The sequence below is a fragment of the Leucobacter luti genome, from assembly GCF_004217175.1.
Taxonomy (GTDB): domain Bacteria; phylum Actinomycetota; class Actinomycetes; order Actinomycetales; family Microbacteriaceae; genus Leucobacter; species Leucobacter luti.
In genome coordinates this window covers 186,697-204,440 of the sequence record NZ_SHKI01000003.1, presented here as the reverse complement: position 1 = coordinate 204,440, position 17,744 = coordinate 186,697, and the positions used below count along the sequence as shown (strand labels likewise).

General features: G+C 71.1%; 17 protein-coding genes and 1 tRNA gene. 6 read left to right on the top strand and 12 right to left on the bottom strand.

Annotated elements, in window-relative coordinates; translation table 11 throughout:
* Positions 1-3: 3 nt before the first annotated feature.
* On the bottom strand, positions 4-744 hold the full coding sequence (gene aqpZ / locus EV139_RS04000; RefSeq protein WP_130453034.1) for an aquaporin Z: 741 nt from the start codon (positions 742-744) through the stop codon (positions 4-6).
* A 192-nt stretch (positions 745-936) separates the two neighbouring features.
* Positions 937-1,359, bottom strand: a complete 423-nt coding sequence (locus tag EV139_RS03995) for a DUF1801 domain-containing protein (RefSeq protein ID WP_130453033.1) — start codon at positions 1,357-1,359, stop codon at positions 937-939.
* 132 nt (positions 1,360-1,491) lie between these two features.
* Between EV139_RS03995 and EV139_RS03990 the strand changes: the two genes are divergently transcribed.
* On the top strand, positions 1,492-2,451 hold the full coding sequence (locus EV139_RS03990) for an aldo/keto reductase (RefSeq protein ID WP_130453032.1): 960 nt from the start codon (positions 1,492-1,494) through the stop codon (positions 2,449-2,451).
* Between the two features lie 48 nt (positions 2,452-2,499).
* On the opposite strand, the gene EV139_RS03985 is transcribed toward EV139_RS03990, so the two are convergent.
* Positions 2,500-3,675 carry a glycerate kinase gene (locus EV139_RS03985; protein WP_130453031.1) on the bottom strand — a complete coding sequence of 392 codons (1,176 nt, stop codon included), beginning with the start codon at positions 3,673-3,675 and terminating at the stop codon, positions 2,500-2,502.
* A 158-nt stretch (positions 3,676-3,833) separates the two neighbouring features.
* Here EV139_RS03985 and EV139_RS03980 point away from each other — a divergent pair, with 158 nt between their 5' ends.
* Entirely contained in the window at positions 3,834-4,523 is a 690-nt protein-coding gene (locus EV139_RS03980) for a TrmH family RNA methyltransferase (protein ID WP_420029116.1), read from the top strand.
* 74 nt (positions 4,524-4,597) lie between these two features.
* On the opposite strand, the gene EV139_RS03975 is transcribed toward EV139_RS03980, so the two are convergent.
* The 5 genes from EV139_RS03975 to EV139_RS03955 all read right to left on the bottom strand — a co-directional run bounded on the left by EV139_RS03975 (position 4,598) and on the right by EV139_RS03955 (position 9,680).
* Positions 4,598-5,425 (bottom strand): ABC transporter permease, encoded by an 828-nt coding sequence (locus tag EV139_RS03975; protein ID WP_130453030.1) that lies wholly within the window; start codon positions 5,423-5,425, stop codon positions 4,598-4,600.
* Positions 5,422-6,417 (bottom strand): ATP-binding cassette domain-containing protein, encoded by a 996-nt coding sequence (locus EV139_RS03970; protein ID WP_130453029.1) that lies wholly within the window; start codon positions 6,415-6,417, stop codon positions 5,422-5,424. Before EV139_RS03970 ends, EV139_RS03975 begins: the two co-directional genes overlap by 4 nt.
* Positions 6,418-6,557: 140 nt before the next feature.
* Positions 6,558-7,730 carry an N-methyl-L-tryptophan oxidase gene (gene solA, locus EV139_RS03965; RefSeq protein ID WP_130453028.1) on the bottom strand — a complete coding sequence of 391 codons (1,173 nt, stop codon included), beginning with the start codon at positions 7,728-7,730 and terminating at the stop codon, positions 6,558-6,560.
* A 45-nt stretch (positions 7,731-7,775) separates the two neighbouring features.
* Positions 7,776-8,906 (bottom strand): ornithine cyclodeaminase family protein, encoded by a 1,131-nt coding sequence (locus EV139_RS03960; RefSeq protein ID WP_130453027.1) that lies wholly within the window; start codon positions 8,904-8,906, stop codon positions 7,776-7,778.
* Positions 8,907-9,140: 234 nt separating this feature from the next.
* On the bottom strand, positions 9,141-9,680 hold the full coding sequence (locus EV139_RS03955; RefSeq protein WP_130453026.1) for a TetR/AcrR family transcriptional regulator: 540 nt from the start codon (positions 9,678-9,680) through the stop codon (positions 9,141-9,143).
* Between the two features lie 114 nt (positions 9,681-9,794).
* On the opposite strand from EV139_RS03955, the gene EV139_RS03950 reads away from it, so the two are divergent.
* The 3 genes from EV139_RS03950 to EV139_RS03940 all read left to right on the top strand — a co-directional run bounded on the left by EV139_RS03950 (position 9,795) and on the right by EV139_RS03940 (position 12,465).
* Positions 9,795-11,375, top strand: a complete 1,581-nt coding sequence (locus EV139_RS03950; RefSeq protein ID WP_198677443.1) for a DNA-3-methyladenine glycosylase 2 family protein — start codon at positions 9,795-9,797, stop codon at positions 11,373-11,375.
* Positions 11,372-11,923 (top strand): methylated-DNA--[protein]-cysteine S-methyltransferase, encoded by a 552-nt coding sequence (locus EV139_RS03945; protein WP_130453025.1) that lies wholly within the window; start codon positions 11,372-11,374, stop codon positions 11,921-11,923. The genes EV139_RS03950 and EV139_RS03945 overlap by 4 nt, the downstream gene beginning before the upstream one ends.
* Positions 11,924-12,009: 86 nt before the next feature.
* Positions 12,010-12,465 (top strand): DUF3817 domain-containing protein, encoded by a 456-nt coding sequence (locus EV139_RS03940; RefSeq protein WP_130453024.1) that lies wholly within the window; start codon positions 12,010-12,012, stop codon positions 12,463-12,465.
* 259 nt (positions 12,466-12,724) lie between these two features.
* Here EV139_RS03940 and EV139_RS03935 read toward each other — a convergent pair.
* A tRNA-Gly gene (locus EV139_RS03935) sits at positions 12,725-12,795 on the bottom strand.
* Positions 12,796-12,879: 84 nt separating this feature from the next.
* Positions 12,880-14,136 carry a serine hydrolase domain-containing protein gene (locus EV139_RS03930; protein WP_130453023.1) on the bottom strand — a complete coding sequence of 419 codons (1,257 nt, stop codon included), beginning with the start codon at positions 14,134-14,136 and terminating at the stop codon, positions 12,880-12,882.
* Between the two features lie 119 nt (positions 14,137-14,255).
* Between EV139_RS03930 and EV139_RS16250 the strand changes: the two genes are divergently transcribed.
* On the top strand, positions 14,256-15,359 hold the full coding sequence (locus tag EV139_RS16250; protein ID WP_337248750.1) for a biliverdin-producing heme oxygenase: 1,104 nt from the start codon (positions 14,256-14,258) through the stop codon (positions 15,357-15,359).
* Between the two features lie 138 nt (positions 15,360-15,497).
* On the opposite strand, the gene EV139_RS03920 is transcribed toward EV139_RS16250, so the two are convergent.
* On the bottom strand, positions 15,498-16,778 hold the full coding sequence (locus EV139_RS03920; RefSeq protein WP_130453022.1) for an ATP-dependent DNA helicase: 1,281 nt from the start codon (positions 16,776-16,778) through the stop codon (positions 15,498-15,500).
* 146 nt (positions 16,779-16,924) lie between these two features.
* A partial coding sequence (locus tag EV139_RS03915) for a DUF4822 domain-containing protein (RefSeq protein WP_198677442.1) occupies positions 16,925-17,744 on the bottom strand: 820 nt, incomplete at its 5' end.

The following is a 17,744-nucleotide window of genomic DNA, read 5'->3' as shown; positions in this document are numbered from 1 at the left end:
CGGCTACTTGGCGGTGCGGACGGTGCCGTCGAAGAGCGTCTTGAACGTGAAGCCCGCGATCAGCGCGCCGACGATGGGGAACACGATGAACACCCACAGCTGCGCAAGCGCGTCGCCGCCACCGTAAATGGCCGTGGCGATCGACCGCGCGGGGTTCACAGAGGTGTTCGACACCGGGATCGATGCCAGGTGGATGAGCGTGAGCGTGAGGCCGATCGTCAGCGGTGCGAAGCCGACGGCCGCGCGCTTCGACGTGACCCCGATGATCACGTACAGGAACACGGCGGTGAGGATGGTCTCGATGAGCAGCACCGACACCAGCGAGAAGCCGCCGGGCGAGTGCTCGCCGTAGCCGTTCGACGCGAAGTTGCCGAGGTCCACGCCCTCGCGGCCGGTGGCGATCACGTAGAGCAGCGAGGTCGCAACGGCACCCGCGACGACCTGAGTGATGATGTAGGCGGCGGTGTCGCGCCAGGCGAAGCGGCCGGCAGCGGCGAGCCCGAGCGTCACCGCGGGGTTGAAGTGACCGCCGGAGATCGGGCCAAACGCGTAAGCGCCCACCAGCACGGTGAGGCCGAACGCGAGCGCGACGCCGAGGAAGCCGACGTTCACCGGGTTCTCGGGCGAGCCCGGGAAGGTCGCGGCGAACAGTGCGGTGCCGATCGAGCCGAAGACGAGAATGAAGGTGCCAGCAAACTCGGCTGCGAGCCGGGCGCCGGTACTCGGAGTCGTGGTGTCGGTCATGAGGATCCCCCTGTGATGAATGTGAGTCAGCGATCTGAATCGACTTAAGATTAGCCCTGTAAGAGCGATTTCACAGCGATATCGTCACAAAAGTCATGCGTGGTCGGTGAGGATGCGCGGGGGATCGTGCGGGTGATGTTCGCGTCTGCGACCGCTGCGTCGCAGCAGCAGCAGCAGCAGTAGCCGCAGCCGCTACGCCGCGGTGTCGAGCGTCTCGGCGAGCGAGCGCTCGAGGAGGAGGCGCAACACATCGCGGTCGACCGCGCTCAGCCGGGTGAGGTAGAGGCACGCCTTCGACGCGCGGTGCGGGCCCAGCCGGTCAACGAGGTCGGGCCAGCGCTCGGCAAAGCCGTCAACGAGGTAGATGGTGTGCTGCTTGGGTCCCGGCGCGAACGCGAGGAGCGGGGCGCGCCCGCCGTGCCCGCTGTCGTAGCGGTACTCGTACTCGCCAAATCCGAGAATCCGACCAGCCCAGACCACGGGTCGTTCCCCGCTGAGCTCGCCGAAGAGTGCGAGCAGCTCGTCCGCCTCGGCGCGGCGCGGCCCGGTGGCGCGGTCTAGCACCGGCTCGATCGGCGCGTCAGACGGGGACATTGCCGGTTGCTTCGCTGACATGCGCCCTCCCAGGTGGTTCAGGAGTTTAAGTTTCCCAGCATGACAGCGGGGAATGCAACGCCCTGCCGCCGTGTTTGGGGCAGCGATACGATCGAACGTACCCACCTGACTCGACCCGCGAAGGAGCGCTCTGTGACTCAGATTGCCCGCACCCGTATTGGAACCTCGGCCATTGATATTGCCCCGCTCGCGCTGGGCGGCAACGTCTTCGGCTGGACGGCGGATCGCGCCGCGTCGTTTGAGGTGCTCGACGCGTTTGTCGCGGGCGGGGGCGACTTCGTCGATACCGCCGATGGCTACTCGCACTGGGTGCCCGGCCACACCGGCGGCGAGTCTGAGACGATCATCGGTGAGTGGCTTGCCGCGCGCGGCACGCGCGACCGGGTGGTGCTCGCGACGAAGGTGTCGACGCACCCGGAGTTCGCCGGCCTCGCCGCAGCGAACGTGCGTGCGGCCGCGGACGCGTCCCTCGCGCGCCTCGGCACCGACCGGATCGACCTCTACTACGCACACTTTGACGACGCGGAGACTCCGCTTGAGGAGACCGTCGCCGCGTTCTCCGAGCTTGTGGACGCGGGCAAGGTCCGCGCGATCGGTGTGTCGAACTACACGGCTGAGCGGGTGGCGGAGTGGTTCCGGATCGCCCGCGACGGCGGCTACCACCTGCCGGTCGCGCTGCAGCCCCACTACAACCTGGTGGAGCGTGAGTTCGAGACGAACGGACTGCGCGCGGTAGCCGAGAGCGAAGCGCTGTCGGTGTTCCCGTACTTCTCGCTCGCGAAGGGATTCCTCGCGGGCAAGTACCGCGAGGCCGCGGACGCCACCGCGCCGGGTGCGAGCGCGCGCGCCGAGGGCGCCATTGCCTACCTCGACGACCGTGGCCGCGCGGTGCTCGGAGCGCTCGACGAGGTCGCGGCAGCGCACGGCGCCGAGCTGGCGTCGGTGTCGCTCGCGTGGCTGCGTCAGCAGCCAACCGTCGGTGCGCCGATCGCGAGTGCGCGCTCGACTGAGCAGCTCCCGGCGCTGCTCGCGGCGCTCTCCCTCGAGCTCAGCCAGGCAGAGCTCGACCGCCTCGCCGCCGCCTCGGCGTAGGCGGACGGGTCCGGTCCCGGGGCTCCCCACTCCCGGGGCCGCGGGGGCTCAGTGCGCGGGAAACGCGAGCGCGCAGGCCTGCGCCGCGGCCTCGGCGAGGAGCCGGGGCGCGTCCGCCTGTAGCTCGTCGAGCGCCGCCGGTCCCGGCGCGATCGAGAACGCGGCGGTGATTCCCGCGGCGCGGCACTCGGCGTGACTCAGGGCAACCGACCCCGCGATCACCACGACGAGCGGCGCGCGCCGCTCGGTCCCCGCGGGCCCTTCGCGTTCGGCCGCGGCGGCCCCGGCAACGACCCGGGACACCACCTTGCCGTCGAGCGACTGCTGGTCGAGCCGCCCCTCGGCAGTGATGACCAGGTCTGCTCCGGCGAGCGCCGCATCGAGCCCGGCCGCGGTCGCCACGAGCTCGGCCCCGGGCACGAGTTCCGCGCCCCAGAGCGCGGCCGGCACGAGCGCGAGGCCGCCGGCGGCGCCAAGCCCCGGGCGATCAGTGTGCGCCACCGCGCCGAGCACCTCCGCGAGGCGGCGCAGCCCGGTGTCGATCTCGATGATCTCGGCGCTGCTGGCCCCCTTCTGGGGCCCGAACACGGCGGCGGCCCCGCGCGGTCCCACGAGGGGGTTGTCCACGTCCGCGGCGATCCGCCAGCGCGCCGCCGCTATCGCGGCCGGCACCGCCGAGAGGTCGACCTGCGCGATCTCTGACAGCCCGCGCGCGCCAGGGGACACCGGGCGTCCGTCGGCGCGGAGGAGTCGCGCGCCGAGCTCGCGCAGCATGCCTGCGCCGCCGTCGCTGGTGGCGGAGCCGCCCAAGCAGAGGAGCAGCTCGGAGGCTCCGGCGGTCACCGCCGCGCGCACGAGGTGCCCCACCCCGCCCGAGTCGGCGTCGAGTGCGCGGAGCGGGAGGTCTGACACGAGTGGCAGGCCGTTCGCCTCGGCCGCCTCGATGATCGCGGTGCGCCCGTCGGCGCTGAGCCCGATGCGCCCGGTGCGCGCCCTGCCCCGCGCGTCGGCGGTGCGCACCTCGATGATCGCGCCACCCCACGCGGCGGTCAGCGCGTCGAGCGTCCCCTCGCCCCCGTCCGCGAGCGGGATTTCGCGGACCGAGCCGCGATTGCCGAGCGCCGCCCTGGCGCCACTGGCGAGTGCCGCGGCTGCGGCGGGAGCGGTGCAGCTTCCCTTGAGTGAGTCTGGCGCGATCACGATGCGCGGCTGTGCGGCGGTCATCGCTTCAGCATATGACGCGCGCCGCGGCTGTGGCGGATCCCGGTTGGCTGTTCCCCCGGGGCGATCCTGTGGGGGTATCCCGCGGCCCGTGCCCGCGGCCCGTGCCCGTGCCTGTGCCCGTGCGCGCCGGCGGCCGCGCGTGCTGGGAGAATGGGGGAGTGACTGAGAGCCGAGACACCCCCGTGACCACCCCGGACGGGGCGGCCTCGCCGCACCCGGAGCGCACCACGGCGGGGGTGGGCCCCTGGCCCGGCGGGCGCGCTGCCTGGCCAGAGGACGAGCGGTACGATCCGGAGCTGCTCGAACACGGCGACAGCCGCAACGTGGTCGACCGCTACCGCTACTGGAATATGCCGGCGATCGTGGCGGATCTCGACGAGCACCGGCACCCCTTCCACGTCGCGATCGAGAACTGGCAGCACGACATGAACATCGGTTCGATCGTGCGCAGCGCGAACGCGTTCGCCGCCGACACCGTGCACATCGTGGGGCGCCGCCGCTGGAACAAGCGAGGCGCGATGGTGACCGACCGCTACCAGCACGTCGAGCACCGCGAGGATGTCGCGGCGCTCGTCGCGTGGGCCGCGGCCGAGGGCATTCCGGTGATCGCGATCGACAACGTTCCCGGCTGCGTGCCGATGGAGACGTTCGACTGGCCGGAGCGCTGCGTCATGCTGTTCGGCCAGGAGGGGCCCGGGCTCACCGCCGAGGCGATCGCCGCCGCTGCCGCCGTGGTCGAGATCACGCAGTACGGCTCGACGCGGTCGATCAACGCATCGGCTGCCGCGGCGGTCGCGATGTACAGCTGGGTGCAGCAGCACTCACCGCTCGTGCCGCGCGCCTCCTAGCCCGCACGCCCCGCGGGGCGTGCGCGCACCCGGCACACCCGGCGTCCGGCACCCGGTGCCCCGTGACGGTTCGGCTACGCCACGTCGCGGCGCCACCTGGTAACCCAGCCGACGACCACCGCGACCACCGCGTAGGCGGCGAGTACCGCGAGCCCGCCCCAGATGCCGAGCGGCTGCGCCGAGTCCGGCAGCGTGGGGTCCACCTCGGACATGCTGTTCATCACGCTTGCCCCCACGAAGGCGTCGCTCGCGGCCCCCGGGAGGAACTTGGCGAGCTGCGCGCTCCAGTCCCAGAAGCTCGCACCGAGTCGCGCGACCGGTTCGATGAACTGGGTGAACACGAGGGTGAGCACGATTGCAAAGGCCTGGTTGCGTACGAGCACGCCCACACCGAAGCCGATCGCCGCCCAGATCCCGATCGCCGCGATGATGCGAGCAATCAGTGCCCAGGTGTCCGCGGTGCCGAGCATCGGATCGCCGCCGGTGGTGCTCAGGATCGCGCCGCCGGCGCCTGCCGCGCCGACCACTCCGAAGACGCCGAACAGGATCCCCACTCCGATCAGTACGAGCACCTTGCTGAGGAGCACGATCCCGCGCCGCGGCTCGATGGTGAAGGCCAGGCCGAGGGTGCGGTGCCGCAGCTCCCCGGTCGCCATGAGCGCGCCGAATAGCAGCGGGATCACGTAGCCGAACGTGGATACCGACGAGTACACCAGGTTTGCGGCGTCCTGGTCTGGCAGTGCGACCCCGCCCATCTCGGACGCGAGCGATCCGAACATGAACGCGAAGACCGCGGCCATCATCGCCGAGTAGCCGGCGAGCACGATGCCGAGCACCCACCAGAGTTTTGTCGAGCGGACCTTCCGCCACTCGGCGGACAGACTGCGGGTGAGGCGGCTCATGCGTGATCCCCTTCGCTCGGAGCTGCGGTCGGATCTGGCGCTGGGCCCCCAGTCGGTGCGTGCTGCGTCTGGGCTGCGGCCTGCGCGGCCGACGAGTGCTGGCCGGTGCCGTCGATGAGGTCGAGGAAGCTCTGCTCCAGTTCGCCGGTCTCGACGCTGAGGTGGGTGAGCGGGATCCCCGCGGCAAGCGCGATCCTGCCCACCGCTGCCGGATCGGCCCCGGTGACGCGCAGGGCGCCACTGTGCTGCCCGTGCACCGTCGCCTGCGCCGCCTCGAGTGCGGCCGCGAGCCCGGGCTGATCGGGTGCGGACACGAGTACGGTGTGCTCGCCAGTGCCGCGCTGCAGCTCCGCGAGCGGGCCGGCGAATGCGAGCTCGCCGCGGCGGATCACGACCACGTCGTCTACTGTCTGCTGCACCTCGCTCAGGAGGTGCGAAGAGAGGAGCACGGTCTTGCCGGTGCTGGCGAGGTGGCGAAGGAGCACGCGGATCCAGCGGATTCCCTCGGGGTCGAGGCCGTTGATCGGCTCGTCGAGGAGCACCACGTCGGGGTCGCCGAGGAGCGCGGTGCCGAGCGCGAGGCGCTGCCGCATTCCGAGCGAGTAGCCGCCGGTCTTGCGGTCGGCAGCGTCGCTCAGCCCGACGAGCTCAAAGATTTCGTCGACCCGCGCTGCGGGCACGCCGATGGCGCGCCGGGCGATGTCGAGGTGCGCGCGCCCGGTGTGTGCCGGGTGAAAATCGGCGGAGAGCGAGGCGCCAACGGTGAGGGCTGGGCGTTCGAGCGCCGTGTAGGGGACCCCGCCGATCGTGGCGGAGCCGCTGTCGGGCCTCGCGAGCCCGAGGACCATCGCGAGCGTGGTGGTCTTTCCAGACCCGTTCGGTCCGAGAAAACCGGTAACGCGCCCCGGCTCCGCGGTGAAGCTCAGCGCGCTCACGGCGCGCACCGTCCCGTACTTCTTCGTGAGTCCCTCGACCCTGACAGTGTGTTGCATGTGCGGTCCCCTCACGTGGTCCATGTGGCATTAACTCTACATGAAGTAGAACTAATGGCGCGAGGGGTAACCGAACAGGCGCGCACGCGGGTGCGGAGGGTCGGGACGGAGCGGGGGCGCGCGCGGCGCCCCGCGGCCCCCTAGTGTCCGCCGCCCGTGTACGGTCCGGTCAGGGCGAGTCGCGCCATGTGTGCGGGAAGCGCGAATCGCGGGTCAACGCCGGCGTCCTCGTCAGTGACAAGCTGCGCGGCCCACTCGCCGATCTTCGGGGCGAACTTGAAGCCGTGCCCGGACATGCCCGCCACCGTCACGATGCGCCCGCTCGCGTTCAGATCGACCACGGGTAGGCGATCGGGAGTGTAGGCGCAGTGGTGCACGCTCTCGCGCACCGGCTCGGGGTTGATGCCCTCGAACAGCTCGGCGGCGCGCTGCCCAATCTTGATGAGTTCCTCGCGCGTGTGGTGGGTGGGCACCTCGGCGACGTCGCGGAAGACCGGCCACTCCGGGTTCGTGCACGCCTTGAACGCGTACCCGTCGAAGCTCGGGGCGCCGAAGAAGTGCACGGATCCGGCGTCGCGGAGGAACGCGGGGAACCGCTCCGGTACGAACAGGGTCGGATCCTTCGGCATGAACCAGGTGAGGCCGAGCACCTGCAGGCGCAGCAGCTCGTCGAGCTCGGGGGAGAGCCGGGTGGACCAGGATCCGGAGGCGACGACCACGGTGCGCGCGAGCCAGGCGCCCTGCGTGGTGCGCACGACGACCCCGTTGGGCCGCTCTTCGATGTCGATCACGGGGGTGTTGAAGTGCAGTTCCGCGCCATTGCGCTCGGCGATGTCGAGCGCGCTCATGATCGCGACCTCGGGGCGCAGTCCGCCGCCGCGCGCGTCAAGCAGGCCGACGTCGCCGTCCTGGACGCGGTGCTGCGGGAACTCGGCGCGCAGCTCCTCAGTGCTGAGCATGCGGTGCTCGAGATCGAACTCGCGCACGGTGCCCTGCGCGGTGAGCAGATCCGGGAAGCCCTCGGGCGCGATGCTGAGCGCCCCCACCTCGTAGTAGATGTCGCGGCCGGACTCCCGCTCCAGTTCGCGCCACAGCTCCCGCGAGCGCTGAATCATCGGCACGTAGGTGCCGCCCTCGTGCACGGCGGTGCGAAACACTCGCGACTCTCCTGCGTACGAGCCGTGCGAGTGCACTCGGCCGTACTGCTCGATCCCCACGACCGCGAGGCCCTCGCGCTTGCTCAGCTGCCAGAGCGCCATTGAGCCAACGGCCCCCGCTCCGATCACGACGACGTCGGTGTGTTGCAGTTCCATGTGTGTCTACTCTCTCGCGTGCTCTGTCGGTGTGTGGGGCGGCAATCAGGCCATCGCCGGGGCGTCCCACAGATTCAGCTTCTGGCCGATCCCCTCGCGCACCGCGTTGCGGTACACCTGTGTCGCCCACGCGACGTCCTCGACCGGCATGCCGCCGACCGAGTAAATGAATACCTCGTCCTCGTGCTGCCGGCCGGGGGTCTTCGCCTGGATGATCTCGCCGATGTCTTCGAACTGCGCCGGAGTCATGCGGCCGTCACGCACGCGGTCAACCAGGTGCATGCCCCAGATGCCGACGGTCTCGTGTGCGGGAGCCGGCAGCTCCTCGGCCCAGGCCTGGTAGATCTTGCGCGCGTCGGCCACATGGCGGGAGCGCTGGATCAGTGACTCGTCGAGGCTGAGGTGCGCTGAGCAGCAGATGAACGCGCCGGGCTTCACCCACTCGTCCGCGATGTGCGGGTAGTGCTCCGACCCGGACGGGCTCGGCACGGCGACGCTGACGATGTCCGAGTCGCGGGTAGCCGCCTCGAGATCCGCGACCTGCTCGATCGTGGTGATCTGCGGAAAACGCTCTTTCGCCCAGGCGATGTACGCGTCGACGCCGGCCTGGCCGCGCCCCGCAACCTTCACCGTGTCGATGCCGGGTCGCACCGCCATGAACGATTCGAGCGAGGTCCGGTTCATTGGGCCGGGGCCCACGATGCCCACGACCCGCGCGTCCTCGCGGGCGAGGAAGCGCGCGCCCACGCCCGGGATCGCTCCCGTGCGGTACGCGCTCAGCAGGTTCGCCGACATGATCGCGAGCGGGGCGCCGGTGTCCTTGTCGCTGAGCGTGAACATCAAGATCGAGCGCGGCAGCCCGCGCTGCTTGTTCTCCACGTTCGAGCCGTACCACTTGCAGCCGGCCACCTGGTAGTCGCCGCCGAGGTAGGCGGGCATCGCCATGAAGCGGCGATCCGGCCCGTCGACGGGCATGCCCGGAAACTCCTCGGTCTCGGGGAAGTAGATCTGGGCGCCGTGCGAGTTGTTTTCGGTGCCGGCCATCCGGTAGTCGCCCGCCGCGAAGAGGCCGAGCAACTCGGACATGGTGTCGACGCACGCGGCCATGTCGGTCACGCCGGCGCGGATCATGTCCGGCTCGCTGAGGTAGAGGAAGTCGATCTTGGTGTCGGTCACGTCAGTGTGTCTCTCTCGTTCTGCGTCCCGGGCGGCTGCGCCCGGGCGCGGGAACCGGCAGTGGCGCCCGCGAATAGCGCAAGCCTAAAACTATCCATTTGGATAGTCAAGCGCGTGCGAGGTTCTGGCCGAGGCCTGCGCGCGGACGCAGGTGCGCTCGCGGACGGCGGGGCGGGCGCGCAGGTGCGCTCGCGGCCGGGCGGGTGTCCCGGCCGCGCGGTGAGCGAGCGGGGGCTAGGAGCCGGCCGCGGCGGCGACGAGCTGCCGGATCCGGCGCACCGCCGGTGTGACGTCCTCGGGGACCACGAGCTGCTTGAATACGATCCCGTCGAGCGCGAACCAGATCAGTTCGGTCAGGTCGGCGTCGTCAACGCCGAGCCGCGCGAGCTGCCGGCTGATCGCGTCCCGGTACGCGCGGTAATGCAGCTCGCCGAGCGGCCGCAACTCGGGCCGGCGCCGCGACTCGAGCAGCAGCTCGTACTGGAACGACTGGATGCTCGCCTCGCGATCCGCGAGCGACTCGATGCCGCCGGCGAACTCCTCCGGCGTGAGCGCGTCCTTCAGCATGTTCGAGTCGCGCAGGCTCGCGTGGATCGCGTACTCCATCGCTTCGGCGACGAGCTGATCCCGCGTACCGAAGTGGTGCCGCACGAGCCCGTGCGAGACTCCGGCTTCGGCGGCGACGGCGCGATAGGTGAGCGCCCGGAGCCCGCCGCCGGCGACCACCACAACGGTTGCGCGGAGCAGGGCGGTGCGCCCGGACACGTCAGTCATGGCTTCGAGCGTACGCGAGCCAGCGGGTGCCGAGCGACCGGCGCCCCAGCGGCGTCCCACCGCCATGTCCGATTTCCGCGCGCGCGGCCGCGCTCCCCGCGCGAGAATGGTCACGTGCCACTCACCGAATCCGCCCCGCTGCCCGACTTCGATGCCTGCTACCGCGCGGCGTCCGGACGCGACGCGCGCTGGGACGGCCGGATCTACCTGGGCGTGACAAGCACCGGGATCTACTGTCGGCCCTCCTGCCCGGCGCGCAAGCCGAAGCCGGAAAACTGCCGGTTCTTCGGGAGTGCCGCGGCGTGCGTGGCCGCCGGGTTTCGCGCGTGCAAGCGCTGCCGGCCCGACGCGGTGCCCGGCACCCGCGACTGGGACGCGCGTGGCGACATCGTTGCGCGCGCCGTGCGGCGCATCCGCGACGGGGCCGTCGACACGATCGGGGTGAGCGGCCTCGCCGATGAGCTCGCGGTGAGTGAGCGACACCTGCGGCGCTTCCTTATCGAAGCGGTGGGTGCGAGCCCGCTGCAGCTCGCGCGCACCCGGCGCGCGCACGCCGCTCGGGCGCTCATCGAGGAGACGGAGCTCGGCCTGAGCGACGTGGCCTTCGCGGCCGGCTTCGGCAGCGTGCGCCAGTTCGGCGACACGATGCGCGAGGAGTTCGGGATGGCGCCCTCCGCGATCCCCCGCCGCGGCGGCTCCGCGCGTCACATAGACCCCGCCGCGCCCGTCTCGGACGAGCGCCCGCGCATCGCGCTCCGGCTCCGCACGCGGGCCCCGTTCGACGCCGCCGCGACTCGGGCGTTCCTCGCAGCCCACGCGATTCCCGGCCGGGACCGGATCGGCGCCGCGACCGCGGCCGCGGACGGCGATGCGGGGAGCACCGCGCACGCCGTGGACGTCCCGGGCGGCACCGCAGTGGTGCTCGTGTCGTGGGACGACGTGCCGCCGGTCGCAGCGCAGGCCGGGCAGCAGACCGTCGGTATCCCGGTCGTGCTCACGCTCCCCAGCCTGTCCGACGCGATGCCGGCGATCCAGACCGTGCGGCGCATGCTCGACCTCGACGCCGACCCCGGGCAAGTCGCCGACGCGCTCGGTGCGGATCCGCGGCTCGCCGGCCTCCTCGCCGCCCGGCCCGGCCTCCGCCTGCCCGCCGCGCGGGATCCGCACGAGTTTGCGCTCGCGACGGTCCTTGGCCAGCAGGTCTCGCTCGCCGCCGCCCGCACCCTGCAGGGGCGCCTCGCGGCCGCGTTCGCCGGTGCGACGCCGGGCCGCGGCGGCGCGTCCCCCGAGTTCTTCCACCGCGTCGACGTGGCGCAGATCGCCGGGCACTCCGCGGCAGAGCTGCAGGCGACGCTGCGAATCACTGGTGCGCGCGCTGAGACCGTGCGCGCGCTCGCCACGGAGCTCGCCGCCGGGCTCGATCTCGGAACTGGGGCCGACCGAGCGCGTGCCCGCGCGGAGCTCGCCGCGATTCGCGGGATCGGCCCCTGGACCGTGGAGCTCGTCGCCATGCGCGCGCTCGGGGACCCCGACGCCTACCCGGCGGGCGACCTGATCCTGCGCCGTGCCCTCGGCGTGGCGAAGCCGCGCGACGCCGAACTCCTCGCTGCACCCTGGCGCCCGTTCCGGGGCTACGCCACACAACACCTCTGGGCCGACTTCCTCGCGGAAGCCACACGAAAGGACACCCCATGACCCACTCACGCTCGGGCGCCCCGCTCGCCCACGCCGTCGTCGATATCGTCGGACACCCGTTTCACGCGATCTGGACCCCGGAGGACGGGGCGGTGCGGGCCGCGGGCTTCGCGACCGCTGCGGACCCCGGCGCCGAGCGGCTCATTGAGCGGTTCGCGCAGAGCGACCCCGGGCTCGCCGCACGCGGGCTCGCCCCCGCTCCCGCCGAGGGGGGTGCCGTCGTGGATGCGCTGCGTGCGTACGCCGAGGGCGACACTTCGGCCATCGACGTGATCCCGGTTGCGCAGCGAGAGACGCCGTTCCGCGGGGAGGTGTGGCGCGCGCTGCGCGGGGTGCGCGCGGGCGAGGCCGTCACCTACACGGAGCTTGCCGGCCGGGCCGGTCGGCCGAGCGCCGTGCGCGCCGCTGCTTCCGGGTGCGCCAACAATCTCGTGGCGTTGATCGTGCCCTGCCACCGGATCGTGCGCACGGACGGCGGGCTCGGCGGGTACCTGTTCGGCGTGGAGGTGAAGGAGCGCCTGCTGTACCACGAGGGCGCGCTGCGCTAGCCCGTGCCGCGGTTTCGGAGCCTATAACGTACGCTGCCTGGCGCGTCCCGGGGATCGGCCCAGCCAGGGTCGATACGGTTGCAGTCATGGCGCCACGCACCCTGTTTCGTATCTTCGCATTCGCTGAACTCGTAACCTGGGCGGGGCTGATCACCGCGCTCATCCTGCGCGGGACCGGGGTCGCCGACGCACTGGTCAGCCCGGCGGGCGGACTGCACGGCTTCGTGTTCCTCTCGTACGGCGTCGTGACCGTGTTCGTCTGGGTGAACCAGCGCTGGCGCGCCGGGGTCGGGATCCTCGGCCTCGTCTCCGCGGTGGTCCCGTTCGCGACGCTCCCGTTCGAGCTCGCGATCGACCGGCGCGGGCTGCTGCGCGGCGAGTGGCGCTTGGCGCCCGGCCGCGACGAGCCGCGCGGTTTCATCGAGCACGTGCAGGCCTGGGTGCTGCGGCACCCGATCCTCGCACTCGTGGTGCTCGCCGCGGGCGTGACCGTGGTGTTCACGGTCCTCCTGTGGCTGGGCCCGCCCATCCCCAAGGCGTAGCGCGCGGGCCCCGCCCCGCCCCGCCCCGCCTGGGCCAGGCGAGTGTAGCCAAATGCCCCCTTCGTCAGACCCGAAGGGGGCATTTGGCTACACCCGGCGGCTGATGGCGTGCGGCGCGCCACGGGTGGCGGTGCCCGACGCTAGGCGCGGGCCACCGCGCGGCGCACCACGGGTGGCGGTGCCCGACGCTAGGCGCGGGCCACCGCGCGGCCCTGCAAAAGAAGATCGGGCCTTCTCGTGGAGGAAAAGGCCCGATCAGAGGGGATGACGAGAATCGAACTCGCGCTGTCTGCTTGGGAAGCAGAAGTTCTACCATTGAACTACATCCCCGAAGCGTAATCTCGGATTATCGCAACGAATACACACTAGCAGATCGAGCCGCCGCCGAGCACCGAGCCCGGCGGCGGCCGCCGTCTACTGGCAGACCGCGCCCTCGGCGAGCTTCGCCGCGCGATCGTCGACGGTCCAGGGCATCTCGGGTGCTGCACCCGCCGTCCCGGAGAGCGCAGCGATCTGCTGCGCGAGCGCCTTGACGAAGTTTGCGCCCGCCGCGGAGTTGTTGAGCGCAACGACGACCGAGTAGCCGGAGTCGGGATCGTGGTACGCGGCGGTGAGTGTGCCCGTGATCGCGCCGGAGCGGCCGTACAGTGGCCCAACCTTCTCCATGCCGAAGGCCCACTGGCGGCCCGACGTGTCGGGCTCCTCCGTGGGGGTGCCGTCCTCGTCGCGAGCCGGGTTCTTCGTGGGCTGGAGCTCGGTGACCACGCCGGCTGCCTCGCCGCCGAAGGTGCCGTCGAGGTAGTTCTCGTAGAACGACTTGAGGTCCGAGACGGTGGTCACCGTCGCGCCCGCACCGCCCAGCATCGTGGGCGATACCTCGGGCACCTCGACCGGTCCGGCATCGCACACGGCTTTGCCGCCCTGCCGGGGGTACGTGAGCCCGGTCATGGTGGAGCCCACCACGGTGGTGCTGCTCATCGCCGGGTAGTAGGTGGAGCCCATCTCGGCCTTGTCGTAGACGTGCGTGGCGAGCAGGTCCGAGAGTTCCTCACCGGTCTCGACCTTGAGGACGCGCGAGAGCAGAAGAACGTTGGTGTCCGACTGGTTGAAGTCGAGGCCGGGCCAGGCAAGCGGCGAGTGCGCAAGGCCCTGGGCGATGAGCTCCTGCTCGGGCCAGGGGCGGGTGGGGTTGTTCGCGAAGAGGCTCCCGAACGGTGCCTTGAAGTCGGCGATCCCCGAGCGCATGTCGCACAGCTGGCGGTACGTGACCCCCTCCACGCCCGACTGCCGCGTGAGATCCTCGGAGATCTCGCGGTCGAGGTCGATCTTGCCCTCGTCGACGAGGTCGAGGAGGAGCGCGCACATGACGGGCTGCGTTGCCTGGGCGCCGCGGATCCGGCTTGACCCGTCGACCTCGTCGGAGCCGTAGCCGCGCACGTACGCGTTGCCGCTCGTGTCCCAGACGCCAACGACCGCCTCGGTGGATCCGCTGAGCGCCAGCGCATTCTCAACGGCGCCGTCGATGCTCGTTGCCAGGCCCCCGTCGATCGTGTTGATGTCGCCGGACGAGGAGAGTGGCCCGTTGCCAGAGCACGCGGTCAGGCCGAGCGTCGCGACCGCGACGAGGCTGACGACCGCGAGGCGGGCGCGGTGAGCACGTTTCGGGATCAAATTCGACCGCCAATCTATGCGGGAGTTGCTGGACACAGAACAAGTGCAGAGTCTACTGCGTGTGCCCGGCCTGGGCACTCAGGGACGCAGACTGAGGTTGTCCTTACTAGACTGGACGCGTGACGATCTTTACAGATGACGTGGTGGCGGCCGTGACCGGACACATGAACGGTGACCATACGGATGACAATCTCCTGATCGCGCGGGCCTTCGGGTATCCCGACGCGACGCAGAGCCGCATGGTCGGTGTGTCTGGCGACGGCGGCGAGTGGGCCGTGACCGACGCTGCGGGTGAGCACCAGCTCTCCGTGGCGTGGCCGGGCGGCGCGATTTCTGAGCGCCCGGAGATCCGGCGCCAGGTTGTCGAACTGTACAAGGTCGCCTGCGACAAGCTGGGAATCTCGCCGCGCGACGAGCACGCCCCGGCCGCGGAGAACGCCGGGCACGAGCACGGCGGCGCTGCGGCCGGCGCGCAGGCTCACGGAGGCCACGGCCACGGCGGTCACGGCCACGGCGACGCACACCCCCACGCGGGCGGCCGTCACGGTGCGCCCGCCGAGGAGCACGAGGGGCCGCAGCCGTTTTCGAGCGTGATTCGCGAAAGCTCCTGGTCGGATCACTCCGACAGCGAGGGTGCCACCTTCATGGAAGACATCATGCGCGGGATCGGCACGAAGCAGGACTACATTGACCTGGTCGCGCAGCACTTCTTCATGTACGAGGCGCTTGAGGCCGCGGCGACGCAGCTCAGCGCGGATCCGGCCTTCGCCGATTTCCACCCGGCTGCGCTCGTGCGCATGCCGGCGCTCGAGGCGGATCTGCTGCACCTGGTGGGCGCCGACTGGCGCGAGCGCATCAGCCCGGTCCCGGCGACCGCGGCGTACGCGGCCCGGATCCGGGAGATCGCGGATGAGGGCTGGGCCGCCGGGATCGTGGCGCACCACTACACGCGCTACCTCGGAGACCTGTCGGGCGGGCAGATGATCGCGCGTCGCGTCGCGAAGCAGCACGAGCTCTCCTCGGAGGGAATCGAGTTCTACGACTTCACGGATCTCGGCTCGATCGCCGACTTCAAGACCGGCTACCGGGCGGCGCTCGACGCGCTGGGCGAGCGGCTCGACGACGCGGAGCGTGCGCGCATGCTCGACGAGGTGCGCGCGGCGTACGCGTTCAACACCGCCGTCTTCGTGGACCTCGGTGCCGCGAAGGCCGCCGCAGCCTAGGCGCACCAGCGCCCGGCGCAGCAGCGCTCGACGCCCAACGCAGCAACGCCCCGCTCACCACGGCACGCGCCGTGGCGAGCGGGGCGTTGCTGCGCGCGCCGCTATTCCCGATCGCAGCCGCGGAGCGCGCCCCGCGGGTCAGCCCTCGTCGGGGATCTCGCGGCTCTGCATGAAGCGGACGACGTTGGGGTCGACGATCACGTCGCGGGGCTGCAGTGGCCGCCGCAGGAAGAGCCCATCGAGCGAGCGCACTCGGCTGAGCGCCACGTAAGTTTGCCCGGCGCTGAACGCGCGCGGCCCGAGGTCGATCACTGCCGCGTCGTAGGTGTGGCCCTGCGACTTGTGCACCGTGACCGCCCAGGCGAGGCGCAGCGGAAACTGCTCGAACTCGGCCACGACCTCCTTCTCGAGCTTCTTCGTCTCGGCGTCGTAGCGGTAGCGGTAGCGCTCCCACACCGTTGGCTCGACCTCGAATTCCTCGTCGTCGACGGCTACCCACACGGTGCCGTCAACGCGCGAGACCGTGCCGATGGTGCCGTTGACCCAGCGTCCGTCGGCGTCGTTGCGGAGGAACATCACCTGCGCGCCCGGCTTGAGTTCGAGCACCTCGTCGGCGGGGTACGTGTTTTCGCGAAACTCGCCGTTAATCTCGGCCACGGCCCGCACGGCGGTGCCGCCGAGCTCTGCGAGGCGTTCGGCGTTGAGGCGGTTGACGGTGGCGTTGGTGGTTGCGAGCGTAATCACGTCGCGCGGGGCCGGGCGGTTGCCGGCGGCGTTGAGCTCCTCCGCCTGGTCGGCCTGCACCACGCCGTGTCGCACGGCGCCGAGGATTTGCTTGAATCGGTCGTCGCGCTGCCGGTGCACCTCGACGAGCTCGACGGTCGAGAGCTCGGTGGCCGACCACACGTTCGCGTCGAAGAACCACAGTGAGCGGTAGGTATCGGCGAAGTAGGCGCGCTCGTGCGGGTCGCGGGGCGGTACCGGTGGTAGCTGGTACGGGTCGCCGAACATGATGATCTGCGCGCCGCCGAACGGGTCGTGCTTCTTGCCGCGCGCGAGCCGCAGTGAGCGGTCGATCGCGTCCATGAGGTCTGCGGAGACCATCGAGATCTCATCGATGACGAGCGTGTCGATCGAGGCAAGCATTTTCTTGAGCTCTGCCGGCTGATCGAGTTCCTGGTCGGCGATCACGCCGGTGGGGAGCCGCAGCAGCGAGTGGATCGTCTGCCCGCCGACGTTGAGGGCTGCGACCCCGGTGGGGGCGCAGACGGCAATGATCTTGCTGGTGTTCCACGCGAGGTGGTTGAGGATCGTCGACTTCCCGGTGCCGGCCCGGCCCGTCACGAATATGTGCTCGCGCGTGTGCTCGATCCGCTCGTAGACGGCGAGCTGTTCTGGGGAGAGCGGAGGACGGGGCACCGATCTAGGCTACCGGGAGTCGCGGGCGCTGTGGTGGCGCAGTGCACACGGGGCCCGGGGGAACGGCGCTTCCTCGAACTGAGCGCCGTTCCCGTGCGACCCGTCCCGGCCGTGCGCCCCCTGCGGCGCGACCGGGACGGGTCGGGCTACGCGCTGCGGCGGAGCTTGCGCAGCGCGAGGAGTGCACCGCCGCTCAGCGCCGTGAGTGCGGCAGCGATCCCGCCCGCGACCGGGGCGGAGCCGCCGGTGACGGCGAGAGCCTCATTCTTGGGGCTTGCGCCGTTCTGCCCCGTGGTCGCGGATTCGGTCGCGGGGGAGTCGGGGGTCTGCCCGGCGCCGGCACCGCCCGCATTCCCGGGCGTCTCGGTGCCCTGGCCCTCGCCCCCGCCGGGGGTCTCCGTCCCCGGTGTCTCCGTTCCGGGGGTCCCGGGTGTTCCTGCACCGTCGCCCGGGTTCTCACCGTCCTCGCCACCCTCACCGGGCAGCCCCGTGCCGGGTTCCTGGTGGGTGGTGGGGGTGTGGATGATGTCGTAGTAGACGTCGGGGACGCTGGCGTCGGGGATCACGCGGTAGGTGAACTCGTCGGCGGTGAGCACGGTGATGGGGACCACGCGGGTGAAGAGCGGGGCGCCGTCGGCGTCGCGGGCGGTGATGGTGCGGGTGGAGCCGTCGGCGGCGACTTCCCAGTCGCCCTGCATCTTGGGGGTGTCGTCGAGGTTGTACATCGTGAAGGTGCCGGTGGGGTTGTAGTAGGCCCAGCCGACGAAGTTTGCGACCGCGGGGTGGTCGAGGGCGACGGGTGCGCCGTCCTGGTCGATCGCGCCGGTGGTTTCCCAGGGGGTGGCGGCGAGCACCGCGGCCGGGCTCACGGTGCCGGGTTCCTGGTGGGTGGTGGGGGTGTGGATGATGTCGTAGTAGACGTCGGGGACGCTGGCGTCGGGGATCACGCGGTAGGTGAACTCGTCG

What these genes read in the sequence shown, in the direction of transcription:
- aqpZ (WP_130453034.1), bottom strand. Translation starts at nt 744, where the DNA reads ATGACCGACACCACGACTCCGAGTACCGGCGCCCGGCTCGCAGCCGAG.
- EV139_RS03995 (WP_130453033.1), bottom strand. Translation starts at nt 1,359, where the DNA reads ATGTCAGCGAAGCAACCGGCAATGTCCCCGTCTGACGCGCCGATCGAG.
- EV139_RS03985 (WP_130453031.1), bottom strand. Translation starts at nt 3,675, where the DNA reads ATGACCGCCGCACAGCCGCGCATCGTGATCGCGCCAGACTCACTCAAG.
- EV139_RS03975 (WP_130453030.1), bottom strand. Translation starts at nt 5,425, where the DNA reads ATGAGCCGCCTCACCCGCAGTCTGTCCGCCGAGTGGCGGAAGGTCCGC.
- EV139_RS03970 (WP_130453029.1), bottom strand. Translation starts at nt 6,417, where the DNA reads ATGCAACACACTGTCAGGGTCGAGGGACTCACGAAGAAGTACGGGACG.
- solA (WP_130453028.1), bottom strand. Translation starts at nt 7,730, where the DNA reads ATGGAACTGCAACACACCGACGTCGTCGTGATCGGAGCGGGGGCCGTT.
- EV139_RS03955 (WP_130453026.1), bottom strand. Translation starts at nt 9,680, where the DNA reads ATGACTGACGTGTCCGGGCGCACCGCCCTGCTCCGCGCAACCGTTGTG.
- EV139_RS03945 (WP_130453025.1), top strand. Translation starts at nt 11,372, where the DNA reads ATGACCCACTCACGCTCGGGCGCCCCGCTCGCCCACGCCGTCGTCGAT.
- EV139_RS03940 (WP_130453024.1), top strand. Translation starts at nt 12,010, where the DNA reads ATGGCGCCACGCACCCTGTTTCGTATCTTCGCATTCGCTGAACTCGTA.